Below are 15,697 nucleotides of genomic sequence, written 5' to 3' on the forward strand. Positions count from 1 at the left end.
GGGTTCATATGCTCAAAGTTTCCATACCACTATGGTTCTTACGCAACTCACTTCGAGAGCTCATCCGTACCCAACTTCAAGAACGTTTCCATACCACTATGGTTCTTACGCAACGAAGAGTACGCGTCCCCGGTAGTGGCCTTCTCGATTCGTTTCCATACCACTATGGTTCTTACGCAACAAGGTCAAAGACGGGATTCTCGACGCTCTCTCGATCGTTTCCATACCACTATGGTTCTTACGCAACATGCAGACACGGCCAACACGGTGATAGGTATTCTCAAGTTTCCATACCACTATGGTTCTTACGCAACGGAATATAGCGGAAAGTGGAAAACAGAAAGTATTGGTTGTTTCCATACCACTATGGTTCTTACGCAACAAAAACAAATGATTGACAAACCTAAAAGGAGGTTGGTAGTTTCCATACCACTATGGTTCTTACGCAACTATGAAGTGTATAGGAGTAGTAGAATCAGGTCACAGCTGTTTCCATACCACTATGGTTCTTACGCAACTCACCTACCACCCGGACAACTCCATTTTCCCAACTGTTTCCATACCACTATGGTTCTTACGCAACCGCTTTTATTACAAAGATATTATACAGGTTTTGGGGAGGCAGAATCAACCAACTGGGAAGATCTCGTAAGCGACATCGAATTTACATTTCGGCGATTCGCTTGGATTTGATTCTTGATGGACGCAGTGTGATGTGGAGGGAGAAGGCGCCGGTATTCTCTAAGGAAGAACGACCGTGAAGAATACCAACGCGACACTCCCCAGCAGAAGCTTACAGAAGAAAAGCGCTCCCGATTTCGCTTTCAATCAAATGACCTATCCTCAGTCGAATCTGTGTAAACTGCATAATAATCATTCTAAATAGGCCTAGAAGTGTTATTAGGAAATGATTTCATAGGAAGATGGTATACGATCGATCCGACGAGGATTGGTAACGGAATTATTAACTCGGAAAAAGCTCTATGCAAGGACAACTCAATGCGATCAACAAAATCGGATAAATACACTCCTTAATTTGGGGTTCATCGAAATCGACTTTACGTAATGCGATCCGACAATAAGGATAACAAACTAAGTTATATATCTTCGAATTCAAAAGACTTGTAGCCGTTTGATAAAATAGTTGGTCGTGTGTTTGAAAGTGGTTATTTGAAATGATAATATTGCGAAGATATGAACCAAGATCGAGAAGGTGACTGCCGCTGAACAGCGGATCTTCAATACCCTCAAAAGCAAAAAGGCACACCGGCTTTGTTGCCCAAGGTGTGCCCAGAAAAAGTCTTCAAGGAAAAGCCAATGTACGAATTGTTCAGATACTTATTCTTGTTTTTGTATAGTTTAAACCTGCTTCGTGTTGCTCTGTTCTGATGTACCTTTCGTATTCGTCGTGATTTCTAAGTATCGTGGCTATTTTGAGGGGCTCTTCCCCGTGTCTTATATAGAATACTCTCACACCCTTGGCCGGAAACTTGTAGCACTGGGCATCACCAACATACTCATGAAGCTGATGCTCTGCTTCTGCCTCATTCCTGAGCATCTTTTTGATATATTCCAGATAGACTGGATCTTTGTCGATTACTTTCTGTGCTGAGTCGCTTAAGTAGATTTCAGGGTTCGAGACAGTGTATCTCCCCCAGAGAATTTTTCCAAAGTTCGAGAGATAGACAAGCCCATCTTCTTCAAGAAGTATTTGTGGGACAATTTTGGTGAAAAGCTCATTTCCAAATTCCTTCCTTGCTTCCTCGACAGGAACGCAGTCGTTATCGACTTTTTCGAAGAAAGAAGAATGTTTCTCCATTATCTCGAAGTCAAAGTTTATCGGGAAGGGAGGAAGCTCCAGCAAGTGAGGGGAGTTCTCGTAAAGGTAGAACACCCTGGAATCGAAAACTGCCGCAACGATTGTGGTGTACGGAATCAGTGATCTGTATCCTGAGGTGGCATTGAAGTAGTTGTCATATGACCATTGTTCGCCGTTATCAAATAGGCCAATAATTAGATCCACGTAATCTGCGATTCCCTTTTTGAAGGCCGTATTCGAATCGTCGGTCAAGCCTTCGACAACTCTTGTGATGACGTTGATTCCCCTGGATCTGTATAACTCAGTGAGAGCTTCCATGCATGCTTTAGATACATCAGTGTTGGTCGCTATGAAGATTAGCAAATCGTCTTTGTTTACGCCGAAGGTTCCGAGCCCGTTGATTTCTGGAGAGATCTTCTTAAGCTCGTCCTCGCTCATCTTTCTGAGATAGCTTACGATTGCTGAACTGCTGAGTTCACTGTCTGGGGAAGCATACATTTTCTTAAGGTTGAACCATATCGTTCCACCGACGTTTGTTATTACTCTTCTTTGTCTGCCCATGATTTGCTCTCCGGAAGCTCGACAACGTCACCTACGACATAAGGTTCTTTCTTCTGAGCGTCAATTCCTCTTCTGTCGACCGCGAATACTCTAGTGACATCGAGCATCTTAGATTCTAGAACCTCTGCAAATTCACCCGTTACGTATTGCAGGAAGGATGTTCCACCGGCGAGATTTACGGTTATTCTGGATCTGATGTCCACCGGGAAGTCCGAGCTCATTCTTCTCATGATGTCTTGAACCTCTTCAAATCCTGTGAATGGATCATTGAAGAGATAAGTGCTGATCTTCTCAATATCGAATCCGGCCTTCATGCATATCTCTGGAATGTTATCTTTACCTGCTTGCGAAGTTATGACTATTACTCTGTCAGGATTCAGCCTTTTAATGAGCGTGTACAGTACTCCCGGGGATGTGCCGAGAGGAGTAAGCAGTATTTTCTCTGTCAATGGTGTGACCTCCATTTTTATGGTTTTTATTGCGAATTGATTCAGGCCGGCACGGACGAACTCCTTGACTATGTCCTTCTTAACGCTATCTATGATTCTGATCAATGAATTCATGTCATTTTTGCTTTCTCTCTCTATATTGATACTCAGGCGGAGAGTGCCATCGGTGTTTCCAAATAGGCTCTTTTCCATGAAGAACCTTGGGTAAACGTAGTTCACCATATTGTGTTTTTCGAAGTGTGGAAACTGGACAGCCTTGAAAGAGATCTTTGACAGGAGCTTCAGCCAGTTTGGCATCGTGATCGTACCCTTGCATTCATCGATTCTCTTCCGAATCATTGGGTAGAGTGTATTCTTTTCTAGCTCACTTGCTTTGTTACTGATTGAGATTGCGAGATCTCTGTTCATTGACTTGTATTCAGAGGCTTCGAAGGACGCTCGCAGCTTGCCCACTTCACTCACGAGATCGGATACTTCATTCCTAATGAACGGTGAAATCTCCGTGTTGCTTTCGAGTTCCACAGCAAGCGCTTCGATCTCGGTTATTGTTCTCAAGACGCGTGTCTTGAAATAGTTTGGTTCTACGGTTCTGTCTGACTGAACATCCGTGCCGTCAATAAACTTTAGCCATCTCGCAGCCATTATCGTTAATTTCTGCCAGTTTTCGTCGGCGAAACTAGCCGCAACCACCTTATCGAGAGGTTCTGGTTCCATCGAAAGCATCCTCACAATATCCTTCAGCTTTCCGGGTTTTCCGGTAATGGGCATGTACTCTCTGTGGTATCTTGTCACCAGTTTCACGGCAGTCTTTATGTTGTCCCAAGTGTTTTTATTACATGAGTCTGTGTCAAATGAGTTTTGCTTATCATCGAATAGCCTAAATCTATCATCATCTTCCAGCATCTGATATGAGAGCTCATGATGAAGATCTCTTACTACGCATGGAAGACTATCTAGAGGCAATATGCGACCGTCTCCAAGTTCGTAGGTTAGTTTTGTGTGACCCAGATCATGAACATTCATCGCAATTGCCAACACGAAATAGAACTCGTTTCGCAGTTGCTTTGGGATACCGTTGAGAAAGTTTTCTTCGCCGATAGTATTTATGAGATTGACAGTAAATTCCATAAGCCTTTTACTATGGCGCTGAGAATGTTCAACGGTCTCGGGTATCTGATCGCCTATCCATTGCAGGGACCAGACTTCTCGAATCATTTTCCGGAGGTAGTTCTTGTAGTTTTCCGTACAACTGTAATCATTATCTAGAAGCTTCAAGAAGTCTTCGCCGTACCCGAAGGGAAGGCCTCTAGCTTTTCTATATTTGCTTTCAATGACGTTTAGCGGTAGAGAACTCGTAAGATAGTCTTCATTGCTGCTTGCGGTATACAGATTTCTGAAAGTCTCCGGGAGCGAGCAATACTCTGAGTATTTCAGATGATTTCTTTCGAAACTATGTGTTGTGTTCCTAATAAGAATAGAATTGAATGCAGCCAGCGCTTCGTCAATTGCTCCAAAATCCCAGCTTGCTGGAACGGGTGGGAATTTCGCAAGACTGACTTCTCCTTCGAAGATGTAGAAGAAGGGTAGATTGTTAAAAATACAGTATAGTGAAGCCATAATACCCGGATACTTTTGACCACCCGTAACGTCAATCAGAATTTCCTTGTTTGGGTATTCTTCTCGGATTCTGTCAAGGATTTTCCAGATCTCAGTGAAGGCTCTTGAAAGACTCTCTATGTTATCACCTGTGTAATACATTGGCCTTTTGTGGACATCAATACCATACTTGCTGAAAGCATTTTCTGTAAGCGCCTTAAGAAAGCCATAGATTGCCGGTTCGTCTTCTCTCGAAAAACCTTCTGGCCTATCCGGAAATACAATGTACTCTACATCTGATATTGAATATCCTGTATTCAATATGTGCTGGATACTATCGGTCTCTGCGGCTAGGAAACGAATGTCGTTGTAAGAGCACGGATTCTTCAGTACTTCGTTCAGATCACAACTGAGTTCTTCATCGTCGTTGTACTTTTTCTTGTACCTAAGTACGCTGTACTCTTTTTCTTTCCGGAATCCTTCGCGTTCGTATTCGTTTCTAAGGTTGCCAAGCTTGTTGAAGAAAGAATTACCCTGCAACGCCACAACGACTTGCTCTGGTTTGAGCCTGTTTTCGACATACTGAATGATTTTGAATGCGCTGCTCTCTTCGTGATGTTTGGCAAGTGTCTTGTTCTCATATTTCTTTGATTCTTCCTCTGTCAGACCAGTAAGATCTTTCAGAAATTTCCATGAGGAGGCCTCTTCAGAGATGATGCTCCTGTCTTCTTTCCCATCGTTCATTTCGATCTCAACTAGATACTGGCAATCGCACTTCCATTTCTCGAGAAATTCATCCAGAATCACTTCTTTGATCCCTTTGTTCTTAGGTTCGAGATAATGCCTTATCTTTACCACGAAGGGAAGTGTTTCCAGGTTCTTGAGATCTACTTCTGTTGGGTCGAGCGAATACTCTCTTTCGATTCTGTCTTTCGAATCCGAGGAACGCTTCTTATAAGTCTGAGTCCACACATGGCGCATTCCGGTCTTTTCCGGAACAATCTCTAGACGGACCCGTTCCTCTTCATTTTCTTCACGCATGATATACCACTGAATAATGCCTGTTTTTCTTTCTGCCTCTTCCTTAAAAGCAGCAATTGCCTTTTCGTGTGAAGTTCTGTCTAGCAGAAACTTCTCTTCTTTTTCTAGTTTTTCTGACATCAAGCGGCCTCCATTTTCTGAAAGAAACGGGGCGGGATTTCCGCCCCGTTAATAAATTCTACCAAGAAAGTAATTCTCAATGAAATCCCATCTCTGGCTGTCATCGAGCTTCATGGTGAAGAAATCGCGCATAATCTGCTCTTCCCTATCGATTCTTCTTCGGATATCTCTCGTTATTTCACAGTAGTAGTTCTTGAAGTTATTCAGAATGTAATTTCTGTCTGTGCATTTCAAGTGAACAGCACAGCTTTCGCCACCGCTGAACTTGACGTTTGCCATTCCCAAGATGTCCAAAATGTTTAGTAGACTGGTAATTACTTCTGTGTGTTCATCCTGACCGTTTAGATAGAGTCTGCAAATTCCTTCTTCACAGGGCTCGAGTAACTCTTCGAGCTTGTTCAACCATCTGTCCTTTGTTATGTTGGGGATGTTCTGGACCGTATAGATGTAATTCCCAATTTCTCCCCGACATTTGAACAGGCCTGTCTGAAATCTATCACCATTATATGAAACGAAGTTGTTCTTCACGATATTTCTAATTTTTATATCCAGATCCTGCACACCTGTGAGAAGAGATGCCGACTTCACCTTCGAAATGATCCCGTCGAAGAGGCTCTTCTCATCCATCTGTTTTCTTGCAGAATCTAGGGCGAACTCGCCCAGAATCTCAATGAATCTTGTGAGTTGCTGTTTTATACTGTCCATATCCTTGATAACTGACATCTCGACAGCAATTTTCGGGATTACCGGTTTTCCTAGAATCTTCGACGGAAATCTCATGAACTGCCAGACGAGCTTTCTAAGATTTCTGTCCCTATATAGCCTAGCCCAGAGGGCAGAGATGTCTATCTTGTAAACGGCTCCAACGGATCTGATCTCCTCGTTATGGAAAAAGCCTTTTCTCGAATAGCCGGCAGATTCTCTGGATATTTCCGGGAAGGATTTCATGAGCTCTTCGGCGTCATCGTTGCTGGCGGTGAAGTAAAGATACTGATAGGTTTCTCCCTTTCTAATTAGAATCTGTTTCCCCGTCTTGTTTTCAAGGTCTTTCTGAATGAGGAAGATGGCGACTCTAGCCTTATCCCTTATTGTTTCCTCATTGTACTTGTCTTTTCCGGTAATGAGGAGATATCTGATGTCGTCCAGGGAGAGAACAATCTCTCCATTCTTGCTCTGCCTTATCAGTGTACCGATGTGCTCCATTATGTGTCTCATCTTCCACTGTTCCGGAACGGATATTTTGGAGAGCTTCAGGCTATCTGAAAGGTCTTTCGTATGGAAGTGAGTTGAAGCCACTGAAGGCCTTCCATCTCTTCCTGCTCTGCCGATTTCCTGGACGTAATCCGCCATGATAGAGGGAACACTGTGGTGAAAGACTTCATCTATATCTGGAATATCTACTCCCATCCCAAAAGCTTTGGTCGCGATTACCGTTCTGTAGATACCCTTCCTGAAGAGCTCCTGGGTGAGGCGACGTTCCTGGGTCTCGGTCGGTCCCGTATATCTGCCGACTTTGTTGCGGCACTCTTCGAGATCGGCTATGGCATTGTATATGTTGTGAGCCTGACCGACAAAGGGACAGTAGATAATGCTCTTCTTTCCCGACTCGACAAGGTCGATTGCATAATCAATACTGTCTGACAACTTTTGTGCAGTTCTGCAGTCTTTAGAATGTTGATTCAATTCGAAACTGTCGATCTTAAACTTGATATTGTCCCTTCGAACATTTGTCATGACAGTCTTTGGATTTTTCAGACAGAGAAGCTTGCTTATTTCAGATATTGTATTCAGTTCGCCTCCGGAGATGGCCGTGGCGGTAGTGGCCATCACCGGAAAGCTGAGCCTAGATCTAAGGAATCGAAGATCTTCTCCCAGATATCCATAGTCCACTCTGAAGGTCTTGCCCCAAGTTGTAACTAGATGAGCCTCATCTACTACAAGAAGACCGATAGACCTTTCGCCGATAATTGAAGATAGAGAGTTTCCCACGAAGGTTTCAGGAGAAACATACAGAATGGTGATCTCTCCCTTTCTTACTCTTTGAGTGAGTTCACTTTTCTCGTCAAAACTCAGGTCTGAATTCAAAAAGGCAGCCCCGTTCTCAAAGTATCTCTCGATAAGCCCATTGACCTGATCTTCCATTAGAGCCTTCAGAGGAGTAATGACTACCGTGAGTCTATCCAGATCTCTCTTCAGAATCTTCGCAGTAAGCTGATAGATAAGGGACTTTCCAGACCCGGTCGAAGCAACAAAGAATAGATCGGAGGGATCTTGCCTGTAGTTCTGATCGATCAGATATCTGATCAACTCTTCCTGGCTGACAAGATAATTGCCCGTTTTTCCATAGACTTCATACTCTTTGAATGAATCGAATCCGAAATGCTCCTTCAATTCATTCTTGAGGTCTATGCTTCTCGCTTCTTCGCCGGGGCAGTATCCTGTGAAGTCTATTACTTCAACTTCTCTGCCGATAGCCCGAAGCATAGAGACCTCTCTATCCACTTCACTCTGCACACTTTCGGCTGGAGAACTCACAATAATTACTTCGTGGTTAGAGCTACTGCTTACAAGCGATACGCCAGCTTCGATCAAGAATGATTCTAGATTCTTATCGAGGTGGATGCCCGTGCATTTTTTACCCGCTGTGTGATTGAGAAGCTGATCGAGAGTGTTCACTTCAATAGGAGTGATTCTTTCGAAAAGCGGAATGGTCTCGGTCTCTGGGAAATCTTTGACAGAAATGAACTGTCCGTCGATATCGAAGAGAGGCATCAGTTCATCTGAGATATTCTCCCCTGTGTCGATTGAAGCTCTCTCTCCACAATCAACGGCGACCACTTTTCCGAAGTAGCTTTCAAACAGTGGAGCGTACTTTTTTATTACGACGTATAGCCATTCAGTGATTACAACCGGAGAGTCGCTGAAATGATCTGCAACTGAAAGAAGCCCTTTGAGAGATTTGATTGTCTGATACCATTTGAAATCTAGATTCACGTCATTTGAGATGGTTTTGAACTCACCTTCAGAAATGCACTTAAGCGTTTCTTTCTTTGCATTTTTCAGGACGATGGTCTTCGCCCCGAGAGTTGTAGCGTGTTTCACTCTTGAACTCAACAGCGTTTTCAATGGTTCGAGTTCATTCAAATAATCACCTCCAGTTTTTTCAAGCAGGGTTTCGTGAGCAATTCTTTTTAAGCAGGAAATAAAATCGAATAAAAAGCATATAGAAAGCGTTCCAAAAGAATTTACAGCGAAATAGAAATACGAATTAGCAGTGGACTACCCCAAAGTGTATAATCACACTTTTTTTGGGAGGTTGAATGATTGTTTCTTCTCAGAGTTGATTGCCACAGGATAATTCTGGCATCATATGATTTCCCATTCAGAAGAGAATCGACATTTGCTACTTACTTCGTTTTCCGAGTATTATCTCAAGCAGAAGAAGTGGAAACAAGCATAAGTGATTCGAAAATAACATACGGATCATTCAGCAGCGTCTGTACAAAGAAAAAACAGCGGCGAATGCCGCTGTCAATCTTGCTAGACCTCTTTGAAAAGCCCATACCCATAAGATGTCTTAGCGCCAAGACCAAAGTCACCCAGGAAATTGATCAGTTCTCTAGAGACCTCTTTTCTCAAATTATCTTCAATCTTCTCCTTTTCCAGCACTGAAAACCTGAAGATACTCCCGTTTGCAATTACCAGGTACTGTACTGGGACAGGGTCATAGTAGTCGTTGGGTGCCTTTTCGTTCTTATCGTCACTATAATAGGGTTGGAAGTGGTTGTTTATGATATCAATACCCAGACTGTAGGTCTTAGGGATTACGTCCATGAAAATCAGAGCTCCCTTGATATTGTCATCACCTTCACCAGTCCCAAAAAGAAACTTGAAATTCTGCTTCAAAGGGCTATTCTCTTCAAGCTCTTGACTTACGTAATGGGAGAAAGCTCCTTTAAATGCACTTGCCGGAATGTACGGAACCCCGTAGTTTCTCATCAAAGTGAATCCGTTGTCAAATATCGACGGACAACCGGATCCGACCATCAGATACTTCTTCGTTTGGAGTTCTCGATCAAGTACTTTCCGGAACGATGTAACAATCCTGTCCCTTCTCTCAAGAAGGCTTCTTACCGAGTCACGATCACAATATGAAAATCTATTCATGAGAATTTGAAGCAGACTCGACAGTTGAGAGGTATCAGTCATACTGTGTTTGCTTATCGGAAAAAGCTTATCGTAATTTAGTGATGAATTCTTAATAGTTCTATTGGCAATGGTCTTAGGATCAACCATTGTCCTCACCTTCTATAAGAATGTCAGCATATCGTCTCAACCATTTCACGGCTTCAAGAACAATCGTCTGAGCCTTGATGTAGTCAAGATCATTAATCGGATTCATCTCTGTGACATCAGCGATTTCCATTCTTTCTGAAAGCAGACTACTTAAATCAGCCAGTATTTCCTTACTGGAATCTTTATCTCTGACTTTGTAATATGCAATCGTTCCATAGAGACCATTTTGAAGAAGCATACTACCCAGACCTTTGATCTCGCTTTTGTAGCTTTTCTGGACCTTTTCGCATTTTCCGAGAATAGAGGAGACTCGCTCCTTAGCCCAATCATTTAGGGAAGGCATCATACCACTTCCTTGACGAAGACAAAGCCCTTTCCCGTGGTCTCTTTTCCGCCAATTATCATGGTCTTCTCGTCGAGTTCTGAGAGCTTCGACTCACTGCCCTTTGAATAGACAGTCTCTCTTGCGGTGAAGTACAAAACTGAATCTTGGGGTAGATATTCCTCATACCAAAGTGCTCCGCTCACAACAATGCCCGTTTTCTCATCAATTCTTATTCTAGGTTGGACTTCAGTCATAGTCTTTACTATCTTGGCGAATAAATCGTCACTTACTAATACAAGATCCCTCTTCAATTTAGTCGCCATATAACTATCGGGTGCACAGCTAGAAAGAAACGCGGCTATGGAAGCCACTTCAGGATTCTTTTCGAATTGAAGCTCAAGCTCTTCCAGCATCAAAGACTTTTCGTTGAAATTCTGATCTGCTAGAATTACTTTGCCATTTTGAACGTCGGGCACCTCTAACTTTTTGCCTGTTGATCTTGCGAATCTCCTCAGAACAATGGGGCAGGTAACCCAAACGAACATCTTTTCGGCAGATCTTACAGGAAAGAGAAGGATCTTAGCCTCCGAAAACGAGATCTTTCCTGCATCTGTGTTCTCTTCTCCACCTTTTGAAGGCTTGCTTCCAAAGACGGTATCATCTTTGATCAGTCCAGAAGCTCTTAATGCACCTTTTATTCCTTGAATAACAGGGAAACCAGTTGTCCTCTCCCTTTGTATTGGAAGATCTACAATTCCAACATCTGCACCAGTTCCCGCATGAATTTGAGATTCAGCGTACAAACAGAAAGCTTTCAACTTCAATCCCTCCCTATATAATCCCAATCTACCGTAAAGTATTTACCATAGCCAAAATCTTGCGATTCGCTGCTAATGTTTTGGATGTTATCAAGTGTTCCTTCAAGATAATAGACTGTTCCAGGTGCGACATAATGCTTTATTGGCTTAGGTTGATTTTTTGCAAGATCCCAACCGCTTACAGCGATCTTTCTCTGAATGTTCGCTGACTTTATGTCGCAGCCGGCAATTTTCATGTCAGAAGGAAGAGACCCGTTTGAAAAGACTGATGGGGTAACGAGACATATTGCGGTTTTTGAACTCTGAGAAACATTGAAGATTTCAGTCTCGATGGTGTTCACATCTACTTCTGCTGCCCTGGTCTTTCCTCCTATGAATACATTTGATAACCCGGAAATTGTCTTTGCGGTGTATTCATCTGCAAAAACAAAGAAGCCTGCACCCGGTTTGAACCTGTAGTAAGAGAGAGTATAGAGCATGCTCTCTTCGGCATTCTTTCTTTCTCTTTCCAGAGCAATGCCAACTTTGCTTTCTACCTGATAAAGCTTCTGAGAAATCTCTTTGCTTTGAAGAATCGAGAATGGAAGCTTTCTCTGCAAGTTCGAAACTTCGTTCATTTCTATCAAGCTGCCGTCGAAAGTTTCAATACCTTCGACTGAAGAAGGGATCCAAGTAAGCTTCAGGGTTTTTCCATTGATCTCCGTTTCAACGGAGCAGTGTGGCATCATCAGTTTGAATTCGCCACCCTCTTCCACTCGATAAATCCCATTTGGAGAAGGAAAGTAATGTCTAATTTCGGAGTTCACCTGATTGAATATAAACGGTCCCCAAATTCTTAACGAGCCTGGGTTTTCGCTATCCCCAACAATCTCTTTGAGTTCTGAAGAGAGATTCAAAGGATTCTCTCCGGCCTTCTTTATCAGAGCTGTTTTGATAGCTCCAAGGAAGGTCTCAATCTTTGGAAGTCCTGTCTTAGCATCGCCTCCAGATTGAAAGACGGTGCTTTCTCTGAAACAAATCCAATCTTCCGGAGTAAAATAAACTGCATTTAGCTTCATCTGCCATCACCTCTCAGAAGAAAGTCTTGAACAAGGAGCAGATCAACCGCCCTTTTACGCGCCTCAAAGAGATCACTATTTTCCTCGGTAATTGCTTCAATTCCTTTTTCCAGGTCAATCATTTTACGGAAGTAGTTTTTAAACATTCTTTCAAAAGACCCGTCATCTTCTTTTCTCGATCCAGCTTTCTTTAGCACATACGGAATATACTTGTTCACGTATTCGTCATTAGATAGAATCAGGTCATCGCCGAAGAGCTTTCTTAGGCTTCTAGAGCCAAAACCAGACGAGTCCATTTTCTTGATCATTTCTCGCAGGCTCTTAATTGTGTTAAAGCTTCCATCTTTGGTTGACCACTTAGCTCCGTTTCGACTGATCTGACCTGAACGCCTTACAATAGACACAACAAAGCTGTCTCGTCCAAGCCCGTCCTTTGCAATGTGCTCAGATTCACGGGCGATCCTTAGAGCCTGGCTCAAGGGGAACTTCTTGTTAACGACTGCTATTCCTGCGCTCATTGTGGCTTTCCATCCCATCATAGGAGAGTGGGGTTTGCCTTTTATCCAGAGCATTTCATCTTTGAACTGAAGTTTGCCTGCGGGAGAATCAAGCTCAACGTCTCCGGTTCCAGAGTACATCCTTCTTATTTCGTCAGCACACTCGAGAACAGATACCGCTGGCAGGAAGGCAAGAACATCGTCTCCGCCGGAATATACAAGCTCTCCCCCGTGCTTTTCAACAGCCAGCTGCACGAGCGAGGAGAAGATATTCAGGGTTCTGGATACCGTTCTGTGATAGGCCGGTTGCACAGTCTTCCTCATGAGTATGTAGTCTTTCATTTTTGTTGGAAGATCGCTAGAGACTATGGCCGTTCGTAAAGGTTCAGCTATTACTTCAGTGATCTGAGGTGCATACTCTCCACCAATCCATTTGCCCATTCTGTCTCCGTCCATAAGGAGAATCGCGTAATAGCTGTTCTTATAGCTCTCTGGCATGTTACCAGTAAACTCGATGAACTTCTGTTCATTCTTGCCGGCAAATTCATCTACAGACGGGAACTTCTCATTTATCTCTGAAGCGTATAGACGTTTCACAGCATTGACTGCGTTCAAGTGGTCTGTCTTCTCTCCATCTTTTAGTTTGAAGATCGCCTTCATATCTCCGTTGAACTGATCGCCTTGGAGAGTTTTGCCATTGACAGAAGAGTTATCGGTAAAGTGGCTAAAAGTTCTCAACGTTTTTCTTGCATCTGCGCGGCTCCTTAAAAGTCTGTACGAGTATGAGTAAAGCGCACCGGCATTTGGTTTGTGAGCGCCGTGCTGGGTAGACAAGGAATTCAAATTATCGATTTCATCTTTTATTCCCGAATCATTATATAGATTGCTGATAATCTCCTTTGCGTTTTCGATTTCAATAAGCTCTTGGCTTGTTGTGAAAACCTCGGGGAAAGTATCCAGCTGCATCTGCAAATTAGTCTCGTCAAGAGGTTTGCCTGCCTTCAACGAGACACTATAAATCTCTTTCCAGCCATCCTTTATAGCTTTCTCAACGTTTTTCAGAGTCTCTTTTACTTCACTTGTTGGAACTATTGCAACAAATCTGTTTGGTAAGGAAGCGACTCTAGTTGAAGGTTTGGGAACTTTAGAATCAACTGTGAACTTCACTCCCCATTCTGACAGAGACTTTTTCACGAAAGCTATGTTTCTGAGCGATGGAAATATCACGCAGTCGAAACCGTATTTCTGCCCTACATACTCTATTCCTTTATAAGTTATCAACGACAAGAGATAGCTTCCGCTCCAGAGATCCATGGTCTTTCTCGCTGCAGCGATGAAACTCTGAACTGGCCCCACAGATACGCTGATCAAACTTGCCTTGATCTTCCCGTTTTCAATAGTCCCTGCTAGGGAAGACGTTGAATCAAGGTGATCAACGATCGAGTGATTGGGGATTCTCGTATCGGCAGGAAGAAACGCCGATCCTTCCATCATATCGGGTAGCTGCCACCATAAGGCATGGAACAGGTTCTCTTTCTTATTTCCTTCTGAAATCACTCTGAGATTAGCCATGAACTGAGATCTGGCGCTATCCAAATTCGGTAGATGTTTCAGAACATCGAGTTTGCTACTCGAGAGAGAATGAACAAACCCACCTGTATCATCCAACGAGACTCTGACTTGATTGCTCTTTTCCCAGGGAATTGCAAGTCTATCCATTGCACTTGCAATCCAGTCTTCTTCTTTGACCTTGTCAGGAGAAATTCCTAAGGCTTTGAGAATCTCAGCAGAGCTGCTTTCATGACCTCTTATGTCCATTGCTTTGAAAAGGGGATCGTGCATAAGAGCAATTATCTTCTTTTCCCAGTTCATTCGATAACCCCCTTTAAAAGATTCCATAGTTCTTCGAAGTTCTCGTTTCCGAGTATTGGATAAGGTTCGCCTTTTACAATTGCATAAATCACAGGTCTGTCATTGTTGTCTCTATCCGGAGATATCTTGCTTGCCATGAGCAGAATTCTGGCAAAGTAAGAGTTGTTCAATGCTTTGTGTACAGATATGAATATCGGAGATGCTTTTCTACCCGAACTATTGTTGCTGTTCGAAACAGTGGCCGTCCCCTTTCCGGTTGTTCCAGGGTATTCCCCGAATCTTTGATAGATAATAGGTAACCCCATTATGCTTGTACGCATCACAAATTCTCTTGAAGGTGCAGTCCTTTCGAAATAAGCAGCCCTCAATGGTTCAAGATTGTCTCCCGGCTGACCGTACTTTCTAAGTTCATTAAGCTTCAATCTCGAATACTTGGATACTGGGTCTCCGTCCTTAGTTCTCTGACCAGTAAGCGCTCCGATAATGTCCTTCCAGGATCGCGATTTGATCAGGGAATTCATTTCTCTAGATCTGGCCAATGTAGGAAAGTCGTAAGGGTACAAATTTGGTTCTTCATTAATGAGTCGGAACTTCCTTTCGTCAGGATCCAGTTCGCTGATCATCTTCAATAGAAGTGATTTTGAAGTTGAATACTGTTCGCCTACAGAATCCTCTTCCACTCCTTTGGCCTTACTGATCGCAAAACTGCCAAAGCCGTCTCTTGCCTTTGCTCCAAAGCCTGAGTAGTTGCTTATGAGGCTCATAAGAGAATCAGTAACAGTCTTTTGAACCGGCAAGATTGAACTCGAATACCGGATCCTAATTGTGAAACTTTGATCTGGCATCATGTAGGAAAAAGAAGGATTGTCTCCTTTCAGCTCATAAGTTCCAAACAATGCATTGCGAAAAAACCTGTCACTTGATTCCACCAAAGTGTTAACCGATTCTTCAATGTCGTCACCATAGGAGACAGTCAGTGAGAATGGTGACTTCTTTTCTTGCGAACCGAACATTAGCCCTTCCAGATAATGAAGAGCTGCAAAAGGCTTCTTCGAACCATCCAGCCAATTGGGATCTATAACACAAGGAACCAGTGCCCTGAACCAGAAACGCATTACTCCCTTGACGCTTTGAGGTCTAAGTTCAAATCGCCAGGATTTTCCTGTTTTCGAATACATGCTTCTTGAAAGCATTGGGGTTATAGTTTTGCAAACGAAAGTTGATTTTTGCAACTTCTTCCCTCCT

Annotated in this window: 9 protein-coding genes and 1 CRISPR repeat array (1 of these 10 running past the window's edge); all 9 genes read right to left on the reverse strand. The window is 43.1% G+C overall.

Annotated features, from left to right (window positions below; all coding sequences use genetic code 11):
* Positions 1-583: direct repeats of the CRISPR family, unit length 30 nt; unit sequence GTTTCCATACCACTATGGTTCTTACGCAAC (it extends 2,475 nt beyond the left edge of the window).
* Positions 584-1,330: 747 nt separating this feature from the next.
* Positions 1,331-2,380: a CRISPR-associated protein gene (locus THEBA_RS08110; RefSeq protein WP_014731168.1), complete on the reverse strand. Its 1,050-nt coding sequence runs from the start codon at positions 2,378-2,380 to the stop codon at positions 1,331-1,333.
* The gene (locus THEBA_RS08115) at positions 2,359-5,586 is read right to left on the reverse strand and encodes a hypothetical protein (RefSeq protein WP_014731169.1); all 3,228 of its coding nucleotides are present in this window, start codon (positions 5,584-5,586) and stop codon (positions 2,359-2,361) included. The genes THEBA_RS08110 and THEBA_RS08115 overlap by 22 nt, the downstream gene beginning before the upstream one ends.
* A 48-nt stretch (positions 5,587-5,634) precedes the next feature.
* Positions 5,635-8,730, reverse strand: a complete 3,096-nt coding sequence (locus THEBA_RS08120; protein WP_014731170.1) for a helicase-related protein — start codon at positions 8,728-8,730, stop codon at positions 5,635-5,637.
* 396 nt (positions 8,731-9,126) lie between these two features.
* The gene (cmr6, locus tag THEBA_RS08125; protein WP_014731171.1) at positions 9,127-9,882 is read right to left on the reverse strand and encodes a type III-B CRISPR module RAMP protein Cmr6; all 756 of its coding nucleotides are present in this window, start codon (positions 9,880-9,882) and stop codon (positions 9,127-9,129) included.
* Positions 9,875-10,225 (reverse strand): type III-B CRISPR module-associated protein Cmr5, encoded by a 351-nt coding sequence (cmr5, locus tag THEBA_RS08130; RefSeq protein ID WP_049794053.1) that lies wholly within the window; start codon positions 10,223-10,225, stop codon positions 9,875-9,877. Before cmr5 ends, cmr6 begins: the two co-directional genes overlap by 8 nt.
* Complete coding sequence (cmr4, locus tag THEBA_RS08135; RefSeq protein WP_014731173.1) at positions 10,225-11,025, reverse strand: type III-B CRISPR module RAMP protein Cmr4; 801 nt, start codon at positions 11,023-11,025, stop codon at positions 10,225-10,227. The genes cmr5 and cmr4 overlap by 1 nt, the downstream gene beginning before the upstream one ends.
* Before the next feature lie 2 nt (positions 11,026-11,027).
* On the reverse strand, positions 11,028-12,083 hold the full coding sequence (cmr3, locus tag THEBA_RS08140; RefSeq protein WP_014731174.1) for a type III-B CRISPR module-associated protein Cmr3: 1,056 nt from the start codon (positions 12,081-12,083) through the stop codon (positions 11,028-11,030).
* Positions 12,080-14,452: a type III-B CRISPR-associated protein Cas10/Cmr2 gene (gene cas10, locus THEBA_RS08145; protein ID WP_014731175.1), complete on the reverse strand. Its 2,373-nt coding sequence runs from the start codon at positions 14,450-14,452 to the stop codon at positions 12,080-12,082. Before cas10 ends, cmr3 begins: the two co-directional genes overlap by 4 nt.
* Complete coding sequence (gene cmr1, locus THEBA_RS08150; RefSeq protein WP_014731176.1) at positions 14,449-15,684, reverse strand: type III-B CRISPR module RAMP protein Cmr1; 1,236 nt, start codon at positions 15,682-15,684, stop codon at positions 14,449-14,451. Before cmr1 ends, cas10 begins: the two co-directional genes overlap by 4 nt.
* Positions 15,685-15,697: the final 13 nt, after the last annotated feature.

The organism is Mesotoga prima MesG1.Ag.4.2 (assembly GCF_000147715.2).
Lineage (GTDB): Bacteria > Thermotogota > Thermotogae > Petrotogales > Kosmotogaceae > Mesotoga > Mesotoga prima.